Origin of the sequence: Sphingomonas sp. 1F27F7B (genome assembly GCF_005503355.1) — a bacterium.
Classification (GTDB): domain Bacteria; phylum Pseudomonadota; class Alphaproteobacteria; order Sphingomonadales; family Sphingomonadaceae; genus Sphingomonas.
On the sequence record NZ_SCMK01000031.1, the window covers coordinates 30,492 to 49,018 of the forward strand.

Sequence of the window (18,527 nt, forward strand, 5' to 3'; positions counted from 1 at the left end):
GTCAGCTAGTGGGGACATGCCGAACAAGGGATGCGGAACCGGCTGAAAGTGCTGCGCGCCGAGCGTGACTGGAGCCAGGCGGAGCTTGGCGGCCGGCTCGGCGTGTCGCGCCAGGCGGTGAACGCGATCGAAACGGGCAAGCACGATCCGTCGCTGCCGCTCGCGTTCAAGATTGCGCGCCTGTTCGGCATGCCCATCGAGGAGATATTTTTCGATGCCGAGTCGGGAAACGGGAATGACTGAGCCGATGGGCCCCGGTGAACGTGCCGAGCGCACGCGCGCGCGCCATCTCGCGATTGTCGCTGCCGGCCTGATGCTGCTGGGCGGCGGGATCGGCGCGGTGCTGTCCTATCTCCAGCATAGCGGCGCGCGCACGCTGCCGCCGAGCTGGGCGATCACGGTGGCGGCGCTCTATCTTGTCGGCACCACGATCGGCAGCTGGTATTTCTTCCGCCGCGTCGACGAGGTCGAGCGGCGCGACCATCTGCTCGTCAGCGCGGTGGGCATCTATTTCTATGCACTCGTCTACCCCGTCTGGTTCTTCCTATGGAAGGGCGGGTTGGTCGGAATGCCCGATCACGAGATTCTGTTCATCGGCACCATGGGGGTGCTGACTGTCGCCTATTACGGGAAGAAACTCCGGCCCTGACCGGCCGTGCAACATGGAGTGATTTCGAGATGTTGTTGAAGAAGAAGAAACTGCTCGCTGCCCTGGCGGGGTTTACTGCGCTTGCCTCGCTGCCGGCGGTCGCTCATGCCCAGGCGGCGCCCGCTGCCCAGGCCGCGCCCGCCGCCAAGCAGGCCGATCCGGCGCTCTGGGTGGTCAAGGATGCCGATACCACCATCTATCTGTTCGGCACGGTCCATGTGCTGAAGCCGGGCCTCAGCTGGTTCGACAAGGCAGTGAAGGCCGCGTTCGACAAGAGCGACGAAGTGGTGCTCGAAATGGTCATGCCCGATCCCGCCACGATGCAGGGCGTAGTGATGCAGGCTGCGGTCGCGCCGCAGGCCGATCCGGCGCTCACCGTCAAGCTGCCCGAGGCCACGCGCCCCGCCTATGCCGCCGCGCTCACCAGCCTCGGCATGCCCGCCACTGCGCTCGATCGCTTCGAGCCCTGGTTCGCCGCGATGACGCTCAGCATGGCCCCGCTCCCGAAGCTCGGCTATGATCCCAATAGTGGCGCCGAGATGACGATCACCGCCGCCGCGAAGGCGGCCAACAAGCCGGTGGCCGGTCTCGAGACCTTCGAGCAGCAGATCGGCTTCTTCGATACGCTGCCGGCGGATCAGCAGGTCAAGTATCTGGTCAGCACGGTCAACGAGTTCGCCAATATCGGCCCGCTGCTCGACAAGATGGTCGCGCAGTGGAGCGCCGGGGATCCCGATGGGCTGGGCAAGACGATGAACGAGGAGATGCGCAAGACGCCGGAGCTCGCCAAGGTGCTCCTCTCCGATCGCAATGCCCGCTGGGCGGAGTGGATCGGCGCGCGCATGGCCAAGCCGGGCACGGTGTTCGTCGCGGTCGGCGCGGGGCATCTCGCGGGCGGCGACAGCGTCCAGGCCTATCTCGCCAAGCACAATCTCAAGGCGGAACGCATCCAATATTGATGCCCCGATATTGATGTGACGCCGGGAGCCGGGCAGGGATGCGTGCGTTGCGCCCATCCCTGCTCCGGAGTTCCCGATGGCAAAGCCCCGCCCGTTTCTCGGTCTTCTCGCCGGTGTCGCCGCGGGGCTGGTCGCTTCCGCGGCGATGGCCGCGTTCCAGCACCGGGCAGGGAAATTGCTGCCCGAGGACGGCAAGGGCGAGGATCCGGCCACGGTGAAGGCCGCCGACCGGGCAAGCGAGGCGCTGATCGACATGCCGGTGCCCGAGCCCCTGCGTGAGCGGGCCGGGATGGCAGTCCACTATGTCACCGGCGCGGTGCTCGGCGGCATCTATGGCGTGATTACCGAATACAAGCCGGAGGCGAGCGCCGGTTTCGGCGGCGCCTATGGCATTGCCACCAGCGCGCTGCTCGACGAAGCCGCCGTGCCGGCCGCCGGCCTGGCGCCCGGGCCGGAGGACACTCCGCTCGTCCAGCATGCCTATGGCGCGGCTTCGCACCTGGTCTACGGCATCGTGCTCGAAGGAGTGCGCTGGCTGATCGCCGGGCGGCGCTAGATCAGAACAACAGCCGTTGCGGCGGAACGTCGCGCTCCACCGGCACGCCGCCGCGACGGCGCGCCAGCTCTGTCTGGGCGGTGAAGCGCACGTCCTCATCGCGATCGTTCAGGAAGACGGCGAGCGAATCGTCGTCGATCTCGCCCCATTCCTTGCCGCGATCCGGCCCGAAGCGCACGCGCGGCAGCAGGCCCGGCGATTTCGACCATTGGATCAGTTGCTCGACGCTCGCCGCGTTCAGCATGTCGCGCAGATGGTGCGCGGTCACATAGGCATCGGGAAAGGCGCGATGGGCGGGCAGGCCGCGCTCGTGCTCCAGCCCCTCGGGCTTGCGGAAATAGCGGAGGAACTGGTTCGAGAAGCCGCCGCTGTCGGGCCAGAGTCGCAGCGCACATTTCCAGGTGCAGATCCAGTCGGCGCCGCGCGTGAGGGCCGGGGTGCAATATTGCTCCTCGAAGCTCGCCCGGTGCGCCGCCAGCGCGACTCGGCGCGGCCAGGGATCGAGGATCGGGCGGGCGACGTCATGCCACCAGGGCGCATCGGCGACATCCTCGTCGCGGATATGGTGGATCGCCATGGTCAGCGGCGGGATCGGCCGGCCGGGATTGACCAGCCGGCTGCCGCCTTCGCCGTACAGCGCCCAGCGCCCGTCCTTGCCCATGGCGACGTCCTGCCAGCCGACCTCGCACACGGCATGGGCCGGCGGCTTGTCGCCCGTGGTTTCGAGATCGATGACGCGGATGATGGGCGGATGGGATGACGCCATGACCCCCAAATGGGGGGAGGGGCGCGGAATTGCGAGTCAAATCGCCCGACGGGGCATCAGGCGGTGGCGGCGATCCAGCGGCGGACGATGTCGCGCAGCGCCTCGGCATGCGCGGCGACGTCGTCCGCGTCGCGCAGCTGGATCACGCCGCGATCAGGCGCCGGCCAGGTCGCGAGACCCGCGGGATCCTCGAACCGGAAGCCGGTCGCCGTCTTCGCCGTGGCGCCGCGATGCAAGACGATCCGGACACCGCCCTTGCGGTCGATGCCCAGCGTCACCTTGTGATCCTGCGCGTCGCGAAAGCTCGGCGCGTTCCACTTCAATTCCTCGACCAGCCCGGGTGCGGCTTCGACCACCAGCTCCCGCAGCGCATCGACGGCGGCGCGGTGGCCGGAGTCGAGCGCGTCGAGGAACGCGGGGATCGATCCGGCTGCCATCAATGCGCCACCGTCTCTCCGCGCACCAGGCCGCTCTTCGCCAGCTGATCGTCGATCTGGGCGAGCAGCCGGTCGAGCCCGGCCTGGTCCTTCGCCTCGGCGCGGGCGACGAGCACGTCCTGCGTGTTCGACGCGCGCAGCAGCCACCAGCCGTCGGCGGTGTTCACCCGGGCGCCGTCGGTGCGGTCGACATCGGCGCCTTCGGCTTCCAGCCGGTCGAGCACTTCGTCGACCACCGCGAACTTGCGGCTCTCGTCCACTTGGAAGCGCATCTCGGGCGTGTTGACCAGCCGGGGCATCGCGTCCCTGAGCTCGGTCAGCGACTTGCCGATCACATGCACTGCCTGGATTAGCCGGATCGCGGCATATTGTGCGTCGTCGAAGCCGTAATAATCCTGGGCGAAGAAGATGTGGCCGCTCATCTCGCCGGCGAGCGGCGCATGGGTTTCCTTCATCTTGGTCTTCACCAGGCTGTGCCCGGTCTTCCACATCAGCGGCTTGCCGCCCAGCTCCGCGATTCGGTCGAACAGCATCTGCGACGCCTTCACATCGGCGATGATCGTCGCGCCGGGCTCCACGCGGAGCACAGGTTCGGCCAGAATGGACAGAAGCTGATCGCCCCAGATCACGCGGCCTTGCCCGTCGATCGCGCCCAGCCGGTCGCCATCGCCGTCAAAGGCAAGTCCGAAATCGAGCTGCTTCTCCGCGACGAGCCTCTTCAGATCGGCGAGGTTCTTCTCGTCGGTGGGATCGGGATGATGATTGGGGAAATTGCCGTCCACATCGGTGAACAACGTGTGATGCTCACCCGGGAGCAGCTTCACCAGCTTCTCGATCACCGGGCCGGCGGCGCCATTGCCCGTATCCCATCCGACGCGATAGGCGCCGCCGGCATAGCCCGCGATCAGCCGGCCGACATACAGGTCCTCGACATCGGCGTCGGTCACCGTCTCGGTGCCGTCGCCTTCGTCCCAATCGCCTTCCGCCGCCATCTTGCCGAGCAGCTGGATCTTCTCGCCGAAGAAGCTGGCGTGCTGAAACACCATCTTGAAGCCGTTATAGTGGCCGGGATTGTGGCTGCCGGTTATCTGGATGCCGCCATCCACCTCCAGCGTTGCCTCGGCATAATATAGCATCGGGGTGGGCCCCATGCCGGTGCGCACCACCGAGCAGCCCGATTTGGTGAGCCCGTCGATCAGCGCTTCCTCCAGCGCGGGCGAGGAAAGACGGCCGTCGCGCCCCACGGCCACGCGGGTGCCGCCGGCGCGGCGCAGCAGCGTGGCGAAGCCACGGCCGATCGCGCGCGCATCATCGGGGCCGAGGGTCTGCCCCACGATCCCGCGAATGTCGTACTCGCGCAGCGAAGTGGGGTCGAAACGATGGGTCATGATGCCTCCCGGGGGAATCTCTGGCGGCCTAATTCGCGAATATCGGGGAAAGTGCAATCCGGCATCGCAAGCGCGGGCAACGGTTCAGCGGCCCTGCCGCAGCAGCGTGTCGCGGGCCGCGTTTATCCGGCGCGTGAGCTCGGCGGATCCCCCCTTGTCGGGGTGCACCGCCGAGACGAGCCGGCGATGCGCCGAGCGGATCGCCTCGTCATCGTCATCTGCCGTCACGCCCAGGATCGCGCGCGCTTCCTCCTCCGGCATGCGCGGCCCCTTGGAGCGCGGCTTCAGCACGAGCAGGTACAGCGCATAGAGGACCAGCGCCGCGAGGATAAGCTTCGCCATCAGGCGAACAGCGGCATGGTGACTTCGGGCAACGCGAGCCCGGCCATCATCTCGCGCAGTTCCTGGCGCGCGGCGACATGGGCGAGGCCCATCTCGCCGAACTCGCGGCTGTCGAGCATGGTCAGCCCCTGGGGGAAGAGCTCGCGATAGATCACGCGCTCGGAAAGCCCCGAGATCACGCGGAAGCCGACGCGTTTGGAAAGCTGGTCGATCGCTTCCGACACGCGCTTCATGTTGCGCGCCTCGATATGCTGCATGCGGTTGCGCAGCACCACCCAGTCGATCGTCTCGCCGTCCGCCTTGGCGCGGCGCTTGCGCGATTCCCAGATAAGCTCCGAATAGAAGCTGGGGCGGACGACCTTGAACGTGTCGGGGTCGACCTGGCCGATCAGGTCGAAATCGACGAAGCTGTCGTTCATCGGCGTGACCAGCGTGTCGGCATTGGTGACGGCGATGCGGGCGAACTTGTCGTCGCGGCCCGGCGTGTCGATCACCAGGAAGTCCGCGCCTTCGCCCAGCCGGTCGAGCGCTTCCGAGAAATAGGCCATGCTCTCGCCGTCATGCGTGTCGTAGACGGGCATCGGCAGCTCGCGGCCCATCCGCTTCGTCGTGGCGGCGCGATTGTCGAGATAGCGCCCCATGGTGCGCTGCCGATGATCGAGATCGAAGCACGCGACGCGCGCGCCCTTCGAAGCGAGCGCGATTGCGGTGTGGACCGCGGTGGTGGATTTTCCGGTGCCGCCCTTCTCGTTCGCGAATACGAGAACGTGCAGCCGCTTCGACCCTTCGCTCAACGTCTCAACATCCTTTATTGATCGATCGGCCCGCCCCCCATAGAAGGCCGCGCTTCCGTCTTATCGAAAGTGTTAACGCGTGCAAACAGTCCGTCAGCTCGAAGTCCTTCGCGAGGCGATTGCCGCCTGGCGCCAGGCAGGCGAGCGCATCGCCCTTGTTCCCACCATGGGGGCGCTGCATGACGGGCACATGGCGCTGGTCGATGCGGCCAGGCGCGCGGCGAACCGCGTGGTCGTCTCGATCTTCGTGAACCCGAAGCAGTTCGGCGCCGGCGAGGACCTTGCCAAATATCCCCGCAAGGAAGCTGCGGATTCGCGCATGCTCTCGGGTGCCGGCGTGGACCTGCTGTGGATGCCCCCGGTGGAAATGGTCTATCCCGACGGTTTCGCGACCAACGTCTCGGTCTCGGGCGTGAGCGAAGTGCTCGAAGGCGCGCACCGGCCCGGCCATTTCGACGGCGTGGCGACGGTGGTCGCCAAGCTGTTCAACCAGGTTCAGCCCGACATCGCGTTCTTCGGGGAGAAGGACTGGCAGCAGCTCGCGGTGATCCGCCGCATGACCCTGGACCTCAACCTGCCGGTCGAGATCCAGTCGGTGCTGACCCAGCGCGACGATGACGGCCTCGCTTTGTCGTCGCGCAACGCCTATCTGATGCCCGAGGAGCGCGCCAAGGCCGTCGCGCTGCCCCGCGCGCTCGGCGCGGCGGGCAAGGCGATCGCGGAGGGCAGCGATGTCGAGGCGGCGCTCGCCCAGGCGCGCGAGACGCTCGGCGCGGCGGGCTTCGAGATCGATTATGTCGCGCTCGCCGATGCCGGCACGCTGGAGCCGGTCACGGCCCCCGCGCCGGACCGGCCGCTCCGCCTGCTCGCCGCCGCCAGGATCGGCGCGACCCGGCTGATCGACAACATCGCGATACCCTGAACAAATACAGTTAACGTCGTTAACCATTTGTTTTGAATTCGAGTGCCAAACCCCATTCACCACGAAAGGGTGGAAAAGGGGTGAGCGACATGGGCAGCAGCCTGAAGAGTGCGCGTTTCCTCATCGAGAGCCGGCTGCGCGACGCGGCCCGCGGCGATGCCAACGCGTGTTACGATCTGGGGATGGTCTATTCGAGCGGCGCGGACGGCGTCGGCGTCGACCTCATCGAAGCGCACAAATGGTTCAACATCGCCGCCGTCACCGGGGACAGCCGCGCGCAGGAATGCCGCGCGGAGATCGCCGAGGACATGACCGCGCGCGAGATCATCGAGGCGCAGAAGGCCGCGCGTGCGTGGCTTCGCGGCTTCGAGGTGCGGGCGGCCTGATCAATCCGCGGGGCTGACGTCCAGCTCCATCTCGACTCGGTGCATGCCGGGCCCCCAGCCATTCTCGGTCCGCGCCAGCGCGCGAGCGCCGAAACGGGCAAAGAAAGGGGCCGAATGCTGGCTCGCCGCGATGTCGATCGTGGAGGCGCCCGCCATGCGGGCCGCCTCCAGCGTCGCCGCCATCATCGCGCGGCCCAGGCCGGCTCCCTGCGCATCGGGATCGACCAGGATCCAGTTGAGATGGATCCGGCCCGCGCGCCCCGGCGCGATGCCGAAGGCGGCGCGGACTGCGCCGTCCACCTCGCCGACGCGATAGTCTCGCGCCCGCGCCAGATAGTCCGCATAGTCCGCGCGCTCACCCGGCGCGAAGAAGCGCGGGCAATTGGCATCGAACAGCCCCAGGCACGCCGCCGCGTCGGACGCGGCATAGGGCCGGAAGGCCGGGCTCACTATTTCGCCGCAGCCTTCTTGGCCGGGGCCTTCTTCTTCGCAGGCGCCTTTTTCTTCCCCTTGCCCTTGGCCGGCGCGGCCGCCGCGCGCGCGTCGATCAGCTGGGCGGCTTCCTCCAGGGTCAGCTGGTCCTTGTCGATCGACTTGGGCAGCGTCGCGTTGGTCTCGCCGTCGGTCACGTACGCGCCGTAGCGGCCGTCCATCAGCTTGATCTCGGCCTCGGTGCGCGGATGCTTGCCGAGCAGCTTCAGGGGCTCGCGCGCGGCGCCCCGGGCCGGGCGGCCCGAATTCGCCGCCGCCTCGGCCAGCTTGACCACCGCGGCGTTCATGCCCGTCTCGAACACCTCCATCGTTCCCTGGAGCCGTGCGTATTTGCCGTCATGCGCCAGATAGGGCCCGTAGCGTCCGATCGAGGCAGTGATCGGGTTGCCCGTCTCGGGGTGATTGCCGATCACGCGCGGCAGCCTGAGCAGCTTGAGCGCCAGCTCCAGGTCCAGCTCGACGTCCTTGGGGATCGAGGCGCGTGCCGCTTCCTTGCCTTCGCCGAGCTGGATGTACGGCCCGAACCGGCCCGACTTGCGCTCGACGTTCAGGCCCGTCTCCGGATCCTGGCCGAGCACTTCCGGCCCGTTGTCCTCGCCATTCTCGCCGCCCGGCTGGGCGAAGCGGCGAGTATATTTGCACTCGGGATAGTTGGAGCAGGCGATGAACGCCCCGAACTTGCCGCCGCGCAGCGCAAGTCGGCCGTTGCCGCAATTCGGGCACAGCCGCGGATCGCTGCCGTCCGCCTTTTCCGGGAACAGATAGGGCGCGAGAAACTCGTCCAGCGCCGCGGTGATGTCCGATGGCTTCTGCTCCATCACGTCGGCCGTGCGCGGCTTGAAATCCTTCCAGAACGCCTCGAGCACCGCCTGCCACTGGGCGCGGCCGCCGGACACGTCGTCCAGCTCCTCCTCCAGCTCGGCGGTGAAGTCGTACGACACGTATTTCTGGAAGAAGCGCTCGAGGAACGCAGTCAGCAGCCGCCCGCTCTCCTCGGCGAAGAAGCGGTTCTTCTCGACGCGGACATAGGCGCGGTCCTTCAGCACCTGGATGATCGAGGCATAGGTGGAGGGCCGGCCGATGCCGAGCTCCTCCAGCCGCTTGACCAGCGAGGCTTCCGAGAAGCGCGGCGGCGGCTGGGTGAAGTGCTGCTCGGCATGGACCGCCTTCTTGGCCGGGGTCGCGCCCTCGCTCATCCGCGGCAGGCGGCGCGAATCTTCATCCTCGGAATCATCCCGGCCTTCCTCGTAGAGCGCAAGATAGCCGGGGAAGAGCACCACCTGGCCGGTGGCGCGCAGCCCGTGCTGGCCGGTCGCGTCCTCCAGGTCGATCGTGGTGCGCTCCAGCCGGGCGCTCGCCATCTGGCTGGCCAGCGCGCGCTTCCAGATCAGCTCGTAGAGCCGGCCATGATCCCCCGAGCCCGCCTTGTCCCTGGAGAAGTCGGTTGGGCGGATCGCCTCGTGCGCTTCCTGGGCGTTCTTCGCCTTGGTCTGATACTGGCGCGGCTTGTCGGGCACGTAGCTGCCGTCATAGCGCGTCGCCACGGCCTTGCGGGCCTCCTGGATCGCGCCGGGGTCCATCTGCACGCCGTCGGTACGCATGTAGGTGATCGCGCCGTCTTCGTACAAACCTTGGGCGATCCGCATGGTGTGGCTGGCCGAGAAGCCGAGCTTGCGCGCGGCTTCCTGCTGCAGGGTCGAAGTGGTGAAGGGCGGCGGCGGGTTGCGCATCGCCGGCTTGGTCTCGACCGAGACCACGGTGAAGCGTCCTTCCTCGACCGATTTCTTCGCCGCCTCGGCGGTCTTGCCGTCGCCGATCGACAGCCGGTCGAGCTTGTCGCCCTTCCACTTGACCAGGCGGCTGGTGAACGGCGTGCCGTCCTGCTCCATGTCGGCGGTTACCGACCAGTATTCCTGGGCGCTGAACCCCTCGATCTCGCGCTCGCGCTCGACGATCAGCCGTAGCGCGACCGACTGGACGCGGCCGGCCGACTTGGCGCCGGGCAGCTTGCGCCACAGCACTGGCGACAGCGTGAAGCCCACCAGATAATCGAGCGCGCGCCGCGCGCGATAGGCGTCGATCAGATCGGTATCCAGCTCGCGCGGCTGCTCCATCGCGGTCAGGATCGCCGGCTTGGTGATCGCGTTGAACGTGACGCGCTCGACTTCCTTGGGCAGCGCCTTCTTGTTCCGGAGCACTTCCTGCACGTGCCAGGAAATCGCCTCGCCTTCGCGATCGGGGTCGGTGGCGAGGATCAGTCGGTCGGCCTTCTTCGCTTCGTCGGCAATTGCCTTCAGCTGCTTCGACTTGTCGGCATAGGTTTCCCACTCCATCGCGAACCCTTCCTCGGGATCGACGGAGCCGTCGCGCGCCGGCAAGTCGCGGACGTGGCCGTAGGAGGCGAGGACCCGATAGTCCTTGCCGAGATATTTCTCGATGGTCTTCGCCTTGGCCGGCGATTCTACGATGACGAGCTGCATGGGGGGTAAGCGTTCCTCACGTGTACGCGTGTAAGGTGGGGAGGGGAGACGGGAGCCGTCAACCCGGTTGATCTGGAACCTCGAGCGGTTTTGCGGGTATCACTCGTCGAGGCCGAGGGGGAGCAGGATATTGCCCGAAGAGACAGTGCCGCCGCTTCGCCGCTCGCATCGGCGCCTGTGGATATTGGCAAGCGTCCTCGCCCTGCTCGCCGCGGCCGGTGGCGCCGGCTTCTTCTGGCTCCGCGCGATGCTCGACGTGAAGGCCGAGCCGCCGCCGCGCGCCGGCGACGCCATCGAGGTGCCTCGTCAGGTCTCGGCGATCGACGTACCGCTCGATGTCCATGTCTCCGTCCTCAGCCGCGCGCTCGAAAGGGCAGTGCCGCGCACGCTCTGGTCGATCAACCAGCAGATCGACAATTGCGTGCCGGCGCAGCGTGTGAAGCTGTTCAGCAGGAAGCTCAAGGTCACGCCCGATCTCGGCTGCACCGTGACCGGCACCGTCACGCGCTCCGCGATCCGGCTGCGCGGGGTGGGCGACGAGATCGTCGCCGACGTGCCGATCCGCGCGACCATCGCCGCGCGCCATGTCGGCGGCTTCCTCAAGGGGAAGACCGCGACCGGATCGGCGATGGTCCATGCCCGGGTCCGCCTGTCGATGACCGAGAACTGGCAGCCGCGCGCCACCGTCCGCCTTGCCTATGACTGGACCGCGCCGCCCGGCATCGATTTCCTCGGCCGCCGTATCACCTTCACCGACAAGGCCGACGAGAAGCTCCGCCCGGTGGTCCGCGATCTCGAACAGTCGCTGCCCCGCGAGATCGCGAAGCTCAACATCCGCGCCCGCGTCGCCGATGCCTGGCGGCAGAGCTTCACTTCGCTCCAGCTCAATGCCGAGAATCCGCCGGTCTGGATGCGGATCACGCCGCAGAAGCTCAACTATGGCGGCTATGGCCTGGCGGGCAGCCGGTTGCGTCTGCGCCTCGGCCTGTCCGCGCTCACCGAGACCTTCGTGGGGCCCCGGCCCGCGGATCCCGCGCCCACGCCGCTGCCGCCGCTCGGCCGGGATGCGCATGGCGCGAAGCTCGCCTTCTTCATCCCGGTGATCGCTGACTATGCCCAGTTGGAGCCGGTGCTCCAGAAGGCGCTCGACAAGCGCGCGAAGCGGCCCTTCGTGCTGCCGGGCATCGGCCCGGTGGTCGCGCGGTTCGACAAGGTGACCGGCTATGGCACCACCGGCGGGCGCATCGCCGTGGGACTCACCATCGCCGCTCGCCCGCAGAACGGCAAGGCCGAGACGCACGGCCTGGTCTGGCTCACCGCGAAGCCGGTCAACGCCCCCGGCTCGCAGCGCGTGTATTTCGAGCAGCTGGCCGTCTCGGGCGAGACCGATCGGATCGAGGGAGACCTGCTCGTCCGCCTCGTCCAGAGCCCCGGCGTGGCCGAGACGCTCGCCGAATCGCTCACCCAGAACTTCACGCAGGATTTCGACAAGCTGCTCGGCAAGGTCCGGCGCGCCATCGTCCAGAAGCGCGCCGGCGACTTCGTGATCCGCGCCGACATCGCCGATGTGCGCACCGGCGAGCTCAAGGCCGCGGGGCAGGGCGTGTACCTGCCCGTCTGGGCGTCCGGCACGGCGCGGGTGGAGTATCTGCCGGGCAAATAGAGCCGCCTCCTCCATTCCCTCGTCATCCTGACTTGTCCGAGGGAAATTACCCCTGTTGCGTCATCCCCGCGAAGGCGGGGACCCAGAGTCCCGGGCGACACGGCAGAGAAACCCTGGATCCCCGCCTGCGCGGGGATGACGGTCATTGGACCATCCTCGCCCAAGGGGGCCCCGGATCAAGTCCGGGGCCAGCATGACGAAGGGCATTTGGAGGGGAGGAGGCTCAGCCCTGCATCCGCGCTCGCACCGCGTCGATGTCCGCCGCCGCATGCCGTTCCGGCACGCGCTGGTCTTCCGGCCCCGTGCCGCGATTGACCAGCCGGCCGCGCTGGACGGGCTCGCGCGCGGCCACTTCGGCGGCCCAGCGGTTGAAGTGGGTATATTCGGCGGCGTTCAGGAACTCGGCCGCACCGGCATAGGCGTCGCCGCGCGCCACGCCGCCATACCAGGGCCAGATCGCCATGTCCGCGATCGTATAGTCGTCGCCCGCCATGTAGCGGTTGCGTGCCAGATGCGTGTCGAGCACGTGGAGCTGGCGCTTCACTTCCATCGCATAGCGGTTGATCGCATATTCGATCTTGTAGGGCGCATAGACGAAGAAATGGCCGAAGCCGCCGCCCAGGAAGGGCGCCGACCCCATCTGCCACATCAGCCAGCTCATCGTCGCCGCGCGCTTCGCCGGATCGGTCGGCAGGAAGGCGCCGAACTTCTCGGCGAGATAGACCAGGATCGCGCCGCTCTCGAACACGCGGATCGCCGGATCGGCCGAATGGTCGACCATCGCCGGGATCTTCGAGTTCGGGTTGATCTCGACGAAGCCGCTGCCGAACTGATCGCCTTCGCCGATGTTGATCTTCCACGCGTCATACTCGGCTCCGGCATGGCCGGCGGCGAGCAGCTCCTCGAGCAGGATCGTCACCTTCTGCCCGTTGGGGGTGCCGAGCGAATAGAGCTGGATCGGATGCCTGCCGACCGGCAGCGCCTTTTCGTGCGTCGCGCCCGAGACCGGCCGGTTGATGTTGGCGAACTGGCCGCCGCTCGGCTGCTCCCAGGTCCATATCCGGGGCGGGACATAGCCGGCGGGCAGGTTGTTCGCGGGGTCTTGGGCATCGGCCATATCGGAAGTCTCCCTGGGGAAGGCGGTTGCCGCGGCGATGTAGGAACGGCCGGAGAACTTGCCAGCCCCCCGGCGACGGCCCGCGCTCAGGCGAAGACCTCCTCAAGCTCCTGCGGCTCTTCGCGGGTCACCAGCGTGTAGATTGCAAGCGCGAGGAACCAGGTGAGCAGCATCGAGGCAAAGGCGGCCAGGTTGCTGACGAGGGATGGCATCAGCGGCGCCGGGCCGAAAGCGGTCGCGGCAATGCCATCCAGGATGAGCGAGACGATCAGTCCCGATCCCACCAGCACGAGCGCGGCGCAGGTCGGCGGGACGATATCGCGTGTCTGCTGCCAGCTCCGCCGCATCGCCTCCCGCATCGTCGCGCCCCGGACGATCACGTGCGGCACTGCGATCGACCAGCGCGCAAGCAGGTACAGGCCCGGCAGGACGAGCAGGACGAAGCCGATCGCGATGGCGAGGCCCGAGACGATGCCGAGCAGCACATAGCTGGCTGCGCGGCCGGGAACCCCCTCCGCGCGCATCACGCCGGCTCGGCGCGCCGCCCTGGACGTGACGATGAACTGGGCGAAGGTACTGATGATGCTGCCGACGAAGGCGAAATTGCCGCCGCCGGGTGCGGTGCTCAGCATGGTCATCGGCAGCGCCATGCCCAGCCAGGCGATGAGGGCCGTGACCGGCGTCAGCCGCAGCATCTCGCCCGTCCGGCGCAGGATCATGGCCGTATCGATGCGTTCCATCTTTCCCCCTCAGCTGCGCAGCGAAATCCGGCCCCCCGCGTGCCGCTCCAGCCGCCCGGCCAGTTCGAGTTCGAGCAGCGCCGTCTGCACCACCGCCGGAACCAGGCCCGATTGCCGGAGCAGCTCGTCCACGCTCACGGGTGTCGGGCCGAGCAGCCCGGCCACTGCGCGGCGATCGGCATCGCTCGCATCCTCGGGCGGCGGCGCTTGCCAGCCGCGCGCCGGCGTCCGGACCGTGCGCGGGTCGATCGGGCGGATCGATTCCAATATGTCGTCCACGCCTTGCACCAATGTCGCGCCCTCGCGGATCAGCAGGTTGCAGCCCTGCGCGCGCGGATCGAGCGGCGAGCCGGGTACCGCCATCACGTCGCGCCCCGCTTCATTGGCGATGCGCGCGGTGATCAGCGATCCCGATCGCGGTGCCGCCTCCACCACCACCGTGCCGAGCGCGAGGCCCGCGATGATCCGGTTGCGCGAGGGGAAGAAGCGAGCGAGGGGCTCGGTGCCCGGCGGCTGCTCCGCGAGCAACAGGCCTTCGCGGGCCACGCGTTCCTGCAACTCGGCATTTTCGGGCGGGAAGGCGATGTCGATCCCGCTCGCGATCACGCCCACCGTGCCCTGGCCGATCGATCCGATATGCGCGGCGGTGTCGATCCCGCGCGCCAGCCCGGAGACCACGGTCACGCCCGCCTCGCCCAGCCCGAGCGCGATCTGCCGGGCGAAACGGCAGGCCGCGGCCGAAGCATTGCGCGCGCCGACGATGGCGACGGTCGCGCGCTGCAGCAGCTCCGTTCGCCCGCGCAGGATCAGTGCCGGCGGAGCGGTTTCCAGCTCGGCGAGCAGCGGGGGATAGGCTGGCTCGCCCAGGAACAGGTAATGTGCGCCCAGCCGCTCGACGGCGGCGATCTCGCGCCGCACCGCCGCCGGATCGGCGACCACCGGCGCCCGCCCGCCGCCGCGCGCGGCCAGCATCGGCAAGGCGTCGAGCGCCGCCTCGGCGCTGCCGAAGCGGGCGATGAGCTGGGCATAGGTGACCGGGCCGATATTGGCGGAGCGCAGCAGCCTTAGCCGTGCCTCGCGCGTGTCAGTCACGTTTCTTCCCGATGCGGGGTTCGGTGCCGTTCAGCAGGCGATCGATGTTGGCGCGGTGCTTCCACAGCACGATCATCGCCAGTGCGAGCAGCATCAGCACCAGGTCGATCCGCCCGAAAAAGGCGGCGCTCACCGGCGCGCTGATCGCCGCGCTCATCCCCGCGAGCGAGGAGATGCGCAGCACCGCCAGCAGCCCGAGCCAGACGACCGCGAACACGATCGCCGAGGGCCAGTGCAGCGCGAGCACCACGCCCATCATCGTCGCCACGCCCTTGCCGCCGTTGAAGCGCAGCCACACCGGGTAGCAATGGCCGATGAACGCGGCGAGCCCGCCCAGCACGCCGCCGCCCGGCAGCAGTCGGCCGGCGATCCATACCGCGGCGGCGCCCTTGGCGAGGTCGAGCAGCAGCGTCGCCGCCGCCAGCCCCTTGCGTCCGGTGCGCAGCACGTTGGTCGCGCCGATATTGCCCGAGCCGATCTGGCGCAGGTCGCCGGCGCCGAAGAAGCGGGTGAGCAGCAGCCCGAACGGAATCGAGCCCAGCAGATAGCCGAGCAGCAGGACGCCAATCGGGGCGATGGCAGTATCGAAAGTCAAGACGGCTCCCCCATTCGGCCGCCAACATAATGGCTGGCTCCGGCCGTGCAATGTGGATGGGGTACCAATCGCTCCGACTTGGGCGAAACTTGGCCTTGGTCCAGCGTCGCGCACCGGAGCGCGGGTGGGTAGTGTGCAGGTGCCGGACGAAAGGGTGCGGGCGGCGATCGCCGCACAGCCGATCCCCCTTGGGGGCGTTTCCGAAACTCGAGCGGTTGACGCTCACCCGCCGCGGAGCCATGCCCCGCCGCGATGACCGACGATCGCCCCATCTTGTTCTTCGATTCCGGCATGGGCGGCCTTTCGGTGCTGGCGCCCACTGCCGCGCTGCTGCCGCATGCCCCGCTCGTCTATGTCGCGGATTCGGCGGGCTTTCCCTATGGCACTCGCAGCGAGGGCGAGATCGCCGCGCGCGTGCCCGCGCTGCTCGGCCGCCTCGCCGAGCGCTATGATCCGCGCCTGATCGTCATTGCCTGCAACACTGCCTCCACGATCGCGCTCCAGCATGTCCGTGCCGCGCTCGACGTGCCGATCGTCGGCACCGTGCCTGCGATCAAGCCCGCCGCCCTGCTCAGCGAGACGCGAGTGATCGGCGTGCTCGGGACCGAGGCGACCGTGCGCCAGCCTTATGTCGACGATCTTGCGGCACGCTTCGCCGGCGATTGTACCGTGCTGCGCCACGGCTCGGCCGAACTCGTCGAGATCGCGGAAGCCGCGCTGGAAGGCGTGCCCCCGATCCCGGCGCGGATGCGCGCGGTGCTCGCCGGGCTGTTCGGCCAGCCGAGTGGCGAGCGGATCGACGTGATCGTCAATGCCTGCACCCATTTCCCGCTGGTCGAGGCCGAGCTTGCCGCGGCCGCGCCGCATCCGGTGCGCTTCGTCGATGGCGGGCCCGGCATCGCCCGGCGAGTCGCGCACCTGACCCAGGGGCAGGCCTGGCCGGGGGCACCGGTGCCGGGGAGGGCGGTGTTCACGGCGCGCAGCGCGCGAACCGACATGCTGGCGCCCGCGCTGGCGCGGTACGGCCTGGTCGAGATCGAGTCGCTCTAGGCCTCAGGCCGGGATGCAGGGCGTAGCGACGACAGCGATGTCGCGCAGCCGTGCCGAATAGCGATCGGCCATTTCCAGATGGACGCGCCGCGCGGTCATGTCGTCGCTGCGTTCGGCATGCGCGCGCTCCTCGCGCTCGCGTCTGGCGAAATATTCCATGTCTCTGACGGTCATAGCCCTATGCTCCGTATTCAGGCGGGGAGCGCGCTGGGTCTCTACAGCCGCGGGCCTGCTCGACAGCCGAGTCGCCCGCGGTGATTCCTGCTTACCACAAGTCGCGCCGTTCCGGCAGCAATCCCTATCGATTCCGGACCAAATGCGTCTTGTTCCCGGTCAAACGATCGATGCGCCGTTCCGGTTAGGCAATATGTCCAACTGGAAATCGCCGGATTATGGCGATAGGAACGCAGGATGCACAGCGCAGAGAGCCACGCGCCCGTCGACTATTCCCGGGTCTTCTCGTCCGCGATCGACCGGCTGCACGCCGAGGGCCGCTACCGCGTCTTCATCGATATCCTGCGCAACAAGGGCATGTTCCCCAACGCGCGCTGCTTCGCCGGGCACAACGGCCCCAAGCCGATCACGGTCTGGTGTTCGAACGACTATCTCGCGATGGGTCAGCATCCCAAGGTGATCGCGGCGATGGAGGAGGCCCTCCATGATGTCGGCGCCGGCTCCGGCGGCACGCGCAACATCGGCGGCAACACCCATTATCATATCGAGCTGGAGCACGAGCTCGCCGATCTCCACGGCAAGCAGGGCGCGCTGCTCTTCACTTCGGGCTATGTCTCGAACGAAGCGACGCTCTCCACGCTCGCCAAGATCCTGCCGGGCTGTATCGTCTATTCGGACGAGCTCAACCACGCCTCGATGATCGCGGGCATCCGCAATTCGGGCTGCGAGAAGCGTGTCTTCCGGCACAACGACCTGGCCCATCTCGAGGAACTGCTGGCGGCTGACGATCCCGCGGTGCCGAAGCTGATCGCGTTCGAGAGCGTCTATTCGATGGACGCCGACATTGCGCCGATCGCCGCGATCTGCGACCTGGCCGACAAGTATAACGCCCTGACCTATCTCGACGAGGTCCATGCCGTCGGCATGTACGGCCTGCGCGGCGGCGGCATTTCGGAGCGCGACGGCGTGGCCGGGCGGCTGACAATCATCGAAGGCACGCTGGGCAAGGCGTTCGGCGTGATGGGCGGCTATATCGCGGCCGATCAGATGATCATCGACGTGATCCGCAGCTATGCGCCGGGCTTCATCTTCACCACCTCGCTCTCGCCCGTGCTCGTCGCCGGCGCGCTTGCCAGCGTGAAGCATCTCAAGGGCTCCACCGAGGAGCGCGAGGGCCAGCAGGCGGCAGCGGCGAAGCTCAAGGCGATGATGGCCGATGCGGGCCTGCCGGTGATGCCGTCGACAACGCATATCGTGCCGCTGATGGTCGGCGATCCGGTCAAGGCCAAGAAGATCAGCGACGTCCTGCTCGCCGAGTACGGCGTCTATGTCCAGCCGATCAACTACCCCACCGTGCCCCGCGGCACCGAGCGGCTGCGTTTCACGCCCGGCCCGGCGCATGACGAGGCCATGATGCGCGAGCTGGTCGCGGCGCTGTTCGAGATCTGGGGCCGGCTGGAACTGCGGCGCGCGGCCTGAGGTGGCGGGAGCCCGCCGCCCGCGCTGGCTCTTCGTTCTGTGCTTCGTCGCGTGGATCGCCGTCTCGATCCTCTACTACGGCTCTGCCGCCCGAGCGCTTCTCGGCGCGGCCGGGTTGCTGTGCGTCCTGACCTTCAGTGAAGATTTCGCGCCCGACATGCGTCCGGCCTGGCGAGGCTATCTCCAGGTGGCAGCGGGATCGGCGTTTCTGGGATTGCTCCTGTTCAGCCTGGCGTTCAATCTCCTCTTCCTGATTCTCTGGGCGGCCGTGACCGGCTTCGGCTTCTTCTGGTTCTGGTATTGGGGGCGGACCGAGCCGCTGCCTCCTGAGCTCTAGGGTCAGGACCCATTGATGTGAGAGGTGCGATCTGATTCAGGCTCCGCAAGGAGACTGACTGTGAGCAACCTGTACTGGCTGACGGACGAGCAAATGGCGCGGCTCGCGC

General features: G+C 67.9%; 22 protein-coding genes. 10 read left to right on the top strand and 12 right to left on the bottom strand.

What is annotated here, in order from left to right; translation table 11 throughout:
* Positions 1 to 30: 30 nt before the first annotated feature.
* From FFS08_RS20970 to FFS08_RS20985, 4 genes are all read left to right on the top strand, one after another.
* Positions 31 to 243: a helix-turn-helix transcriptional regulator gene (locus FFS08_RS20970; protein ID WP_137864473.1), complete on the top strand. Its 213-nt coding sequence runs from the start codon at positions 31 to 33 to the stop codon at positions 241 to 243.
* Positions 236 to 649, top strand: coding sequence for a hypothetical protein (locus FFS08_RS20975; protein ID WP_137864474.1), 414 nt, complete (start codon positions 236 to 238; stop codon positions 647 to 649). The genes FFS08_RS20970 and FFS08_RS20975 overlap by 8 nt, the downstream gene beginning before the upstream one ends.
* Before the next feature lie 29 nt (positions 650 to 678).
* Positions 679 to 1,608: a TraB/GumN family protein gene (locus FFS08_RS20980; RefSeq protein ID WP_137864475.1), complete on the top strand. Its 930-nt coding sequence runs from the start codon at positions 679 to 681 to the stop codon at positions 1,606 to 1,608.
* A 76-nt stretch (positions 1,609 to 1,684) separates the two neighbouring features.
* Positions 1,685 to 2,164, top strand: a complete 480-nt coding sequence (locus tag FFS08_RS20985; RefSeq protein WP_137864476.1) for a DUF1440 domain-containing protein — start codon at positions 1,685 to 1,687, stop codon at positions 2,162 to 2,164.
* Between the two features lies 1 nt (position 2,165).
* Here the strand turns inward: FFS08_RS20985 and FFS08_RS20990 are convergent, their stop codons facing one another.
* From FFS08_RS20990 to FFS08_RS21010, 5 genes are all read right to left on the bottom strand, one after another.
* Entirely contained in the window at positions 2,166 to 2,930 is a 765-nt protein-coding gene (locus tag FFS08_RS20990) for an exonuclease domain-containing protein (RefSeq protein WP_137864477.1), read from the bottom strand.
* Positions 2,931 to 2,986: 56 nt separating this feature from the next.
* On the bottom strand, positions 2,987 to 3,367 hold the full coding sequence (locus FFS08_RS20995; RefSeq protein WP_137864478.1) for a DUF1801 domain-containing protein: 381 nt from the start codon (positions 3,365 to 3,367) through the stop codon (positions 2,987 to 2,989).
* Positions 3,367 to 4,755, bottom strand: a complete 1,389-nt coding sequence (pgmG, locus tag FFS08_RS21000) for a phosphoglucomutase/phosphomannomutase PgmG (RefSeq protein ID WP_137864479.1) — start codon at positions 4,753 to 4,755, stop codon at positions 3,367 to 3,369. Before pgmG ends, FFS08_RS20995 begins: the two co-directional genes overlap by 1 nt.
* Positions 4,756 to 4,839: 84 nt before the next feature.
* The gene (locus FFS08_RS21005) at positions 4,840 to 5,097 is read right to left on the bottom strand and encodes a J domain-containing protein (RefSeq protein WP_137864480.1); all 258 of its coding nucleotides are present in this window, start codon (positions 5,095 to 5,097) and stop codon (positions 4,840 to 4,842) included.
* Entirely contained in the window at positions 5,097 to 5,891 is a 795-nt protein-coding gene (locus tag FFS08_RS21010) for a division plane positioning ATPase MipZ (RefSeq protein WP_137864481.1), read from the bottom strand. The genes FFS08_RS21005 and FFS08_RS21010 overlap by 1 nt, the downstream gene beginning before the upstream one ends.
* Positions 5,892 to 5,970: 79 nt before the next feature.
* On the opposite strand from FFS08_RS21010, the gene panC reads away from it, so the two are divergent.
* Entirely contained in the window at positions 5,971 to 6,813 is an 843-nt protein-coding gene (gene panC / locus FFS08_RS21015; RefSeq protein ID WP_137864482.1) for a pantoate--beta-alanine ligase, read from the top strand.
* An 89-nt stretch (positions 6,814 to 6,902) separates the two neighbouring features.
* Positions 6,903 to 7,199, top strand: a complete 297-nt coding sequence (locus FFS08_RS21020; RefSeq protein ID WP_137864493.1) for an SEL1-like repeat protein — start codon at positions 6,903 to 6,905, stop codon at positions 7,197 to 7,199.
* On the opposite strand, the gene FFS08_RS21025 is transcribed toward FFS08_RS21020, so the two are convergent.
* Both FFS08_RS21025 and topA read right to left on the bottom strand, forming a co-directional pair.
* Positions 7,200 to 7,649, bottom strand: coding sequence for a GNAT family N-acetyltransferase (locus FFS08_RS21025; RefSeq protein WP_171012752.1), 450 nt, complete (start codon positions 7,647 to 7,649; stop codon positions 7,200 to 7,202).
* The gene (gene topA, locus FFS08_RS21030; RefSeq protein ID WP_137864484.1) at positions 7,649 to 10,171 is read right to left on the bottom strand and encodes a type I DNA topoisomerase; all 2,523 of its coding nucleotides are present in this window, start codon (positions 10,169 to 10,171) and stop codon (positions 7,649 to 7,651) included. Before topA ends, FFS08_RS21025 begins: the two co-directional genes overlap by 1 nt.
* A gap of 130 nt (positions 10,172 to 10,301) precedes the next feature.
* Here topA and FFS08_RS21035 point away from each other — a divergent pair, with 130 nt between their 5' ends.
* A complete protein-coding gene (locus tag FFS08_RS21035; protein WP_249341247.1) occupies positions 10,302 to 11,834 on the top strand; it encodes a DUF4403 family protein in 1,533 nt (510 codons plus the stop codon).
* A gap of 223 nt (positions 11,835 to 12,057) precedes the next feature.
* Here the strand turns inward: FFS08_RS21035 and yghU are convergent, their stop codons facing one another.
* The 4 genes from yghU to plsY form a co-directional block, all read right to left on the bottom strand.
* On the bottom strand, positions 12,058 to 12,951 hold the full coding sequence (gene yghU, locus FFS08_RS21040) for a glutathione-dependent disulfide-bond oxidoreductase (protein WP_137864485.1): 894 nt from the start codon (positions 12,949 to 12,951) through the stop codon (positions 12,058 to 12,060).
* A gap of 86 nt (positions 12,952 to 13,037) precedes the next feature.
* Positions 13,038 to 13,691, bottom strand: a complete 654-nt coding sequence (locus tag FFS08_RS21045; RefSeq protein WP_137864486.1) for a glycerophosphoryl diester phosphodiesterase membrane domain-containing protein — start codon at positions 13,689 to 13,691, stop codon at positions 13,038 to 13,040.
* 9 nt (positions 13,692 to 13,700) lie between these two features.
* Entirely contained in the window at positions 13,701 to 14,783 is a 1,083-nt protein-coding gene (gene dprA / locus FFS08_RS21050) for a DNA-processing protein DprA (protein WP_137864487.1), read from the bottom strand.
* Positions 14,776 to 15,378, bottom strand: coding sequence for a glycerol-3-phosphate 1-O-acyltransferase PlsY (plsY, locus tag FFS08_RS21055; protein ID WP_502702066.1), 603 nt, complete (start codon positions 15,376 to 15,378; stop codon positions 14,776 to 14,778). The genes dprA and plsY overlap by 8 nt, the downstream gene beginning before the upstream one ends.
* 252 nt (positions 15,379 to 15,630) lie before the next feature.
* Between plsY and murI the strand changes: the two genes are divergently transcribed.
* Positions 15,631 to 16,428: a glutamate racemase gene (gene murI / locus FFS08_RS21060; protein ID WP_137864488.1), complete on the top strand. Its 798-nt coding sequence runs from the start codon at positions 15,631 to 15,633 to the stop codon at positions 16,426 to 16,428.
* A 3-nt stretch (positions 16,429 to 16,431) separates the two neighbouring features.
* Here murI and FFS08_RS23680 read toward each other — a convergent pair whose 3' ends face one another.
* Positions 16,432 to 16,602: a hypothetical protein gene (locus FFS08_RS23680; protein WP_160289118.1), complete on the bottom strand. Its 171-nt coding sequence runs from the start codon at positions 16,600 to 16,602 to the stop codon at positions 16,432 to 16,434.
* Between the two features lie 237 nt (positions 16,603 to 16,839).
* Here FFS08_RS23680 and hemA point away from each other — a divergent pair, with 237 nt between their 5' ends.
* Together hemA and FFS08_RS21070 are read left to right on the top strand one after the other, a co-directional pair.
* The gene (gene hemA / locus FFS08_RS21065) at positions 16,840 to 18,081 is read left to right on the top strand and encodes a 5-aminolevulinate synthase (protein WP_137864489.1); all 1,242 of its coding nucleotides are present in this window, start codon (positions 16,840 to 16,842) and stop codon (positions 18,079 to 18,081) included.
* 1 nt (position 18,082) lies between these two features.
* Positions 18,083 to 18,418 carry a hypothetical protein gene (locus tag FFS08_RS21070; protein WP_137864490.1) on the top strand — a complete coding sequence of 112 codons (336 nt, stop codon included), beginning with the start codon at positions 18,083 to 18,085 and terminating at the stop codon, positions 18,416 to 18,418.
* Positions 18,419 to 18,527 lie beyond the last annotated feature (109 nt).

Bases quoted from the DNA above. Each gene is read 5' to 3' on its own strand.
- FFS08_RS20970 (WP_137864473.1), top strand. From the start codon at position 31: ATGCGGAACCGGCTGAAAGTGCTGCGCGCCGAGCGTGACTGGAGCCAG.
- FFS08_RS20975 (WP_137864474.1), top strand. From the start codon at position 236: ATGACTGAGCCGATGGGCCCCGGTGAACGTGCCGAGCGCACGCGCGCG.
- FFS08_RS20980 (WP_137864475.1), top strand. From the start codon at position 679: ATGTTGTTGAAGAAGAAGAAACTGCTCGCTGCCCTGGCGGGGTTTACT.
- FFS08_RS20985 (WP_137864476.1), top strand. From the start codon at position 1,685: ATGGCAAAGCCCCGCCCGTTTCTCGGTCTTCTCGCCGGTGTCGCCGCG.
- FFS08_RS20990 (WP_137864477.1), bottom strand. From the start codon at position 2,930: ATGGCGTCATCCCATCCGCCCATCATCCGCGTCATCGATCTCGAAACC.
- FFS08_RS20995 (WP_137864478.1), bottom strand. From the start codon at position 3,367: ATGGCAGCCGGATCGATCCCCGCGTTCCTCGACGCGCTCGACTCCGGC.
- pgmG (WP_137864479.1), bottom strand. From the start codon at position 4,755: ATGACCCATCGTTTCGACCCCACTTCGCTGCGCGAGTACGACATTCGC.
- FFS08_RS21005 (WP_137864480.1), bottom strand. From the start codon at position 5,097: ATGGCGAAGCTTATCCTCGCGGCGCTGGTCCTCTATGCGCTGTACCTG.
- FFS08_RS21020 (WP_137864493.1), top strand. From the start codon at position 6,903: ATGGGCAGCAGCCTGAAGAGTGCGCGTTTCCTCATCGAGAGCCGGCTG.
- topA (WP_137864484.1), bottom strand. From the start codon at position 10,171: ATGCAGCTCGTCATCGTAGAATCGCCGGCCAAGGCGAAGACCATCGAG.
- yghU (WP_137864485.1), bottom strand. From the start codon at position 12,951: ATGGCCGATGCCCAAGACCCCGCGAACAACCTGCCCGCCGGCTATGTC.
- FFS08_RS21045 (WP_137864486.1), bottom strand. From the start codon at position 13,691: ATGGAACGCATCGATACGGCCATGATCCTGCGCCGGACGGGCGAGATG.
- murI (WP_137864488.1), top strand. From the start codon at position 15,631: ATGACCGACGATCGCCCCATCTTGTTCTTCGATTCCGGCATGGGCGGC.
- FFS08_RS23680 (WP_160289118.1), bottom strand. From the start codon at position 16,602: ATGACCGTCAGAGACATGGAATATTTCGCCAGACGCGAGCGCGAGGAG.
- hemA (WP_137864489.1), top strand. From the start codon at position 16,840: ATGCACAGCGCAGAGAGCCACGCGCCCGTCGACTATTCCCGGGTCTTC.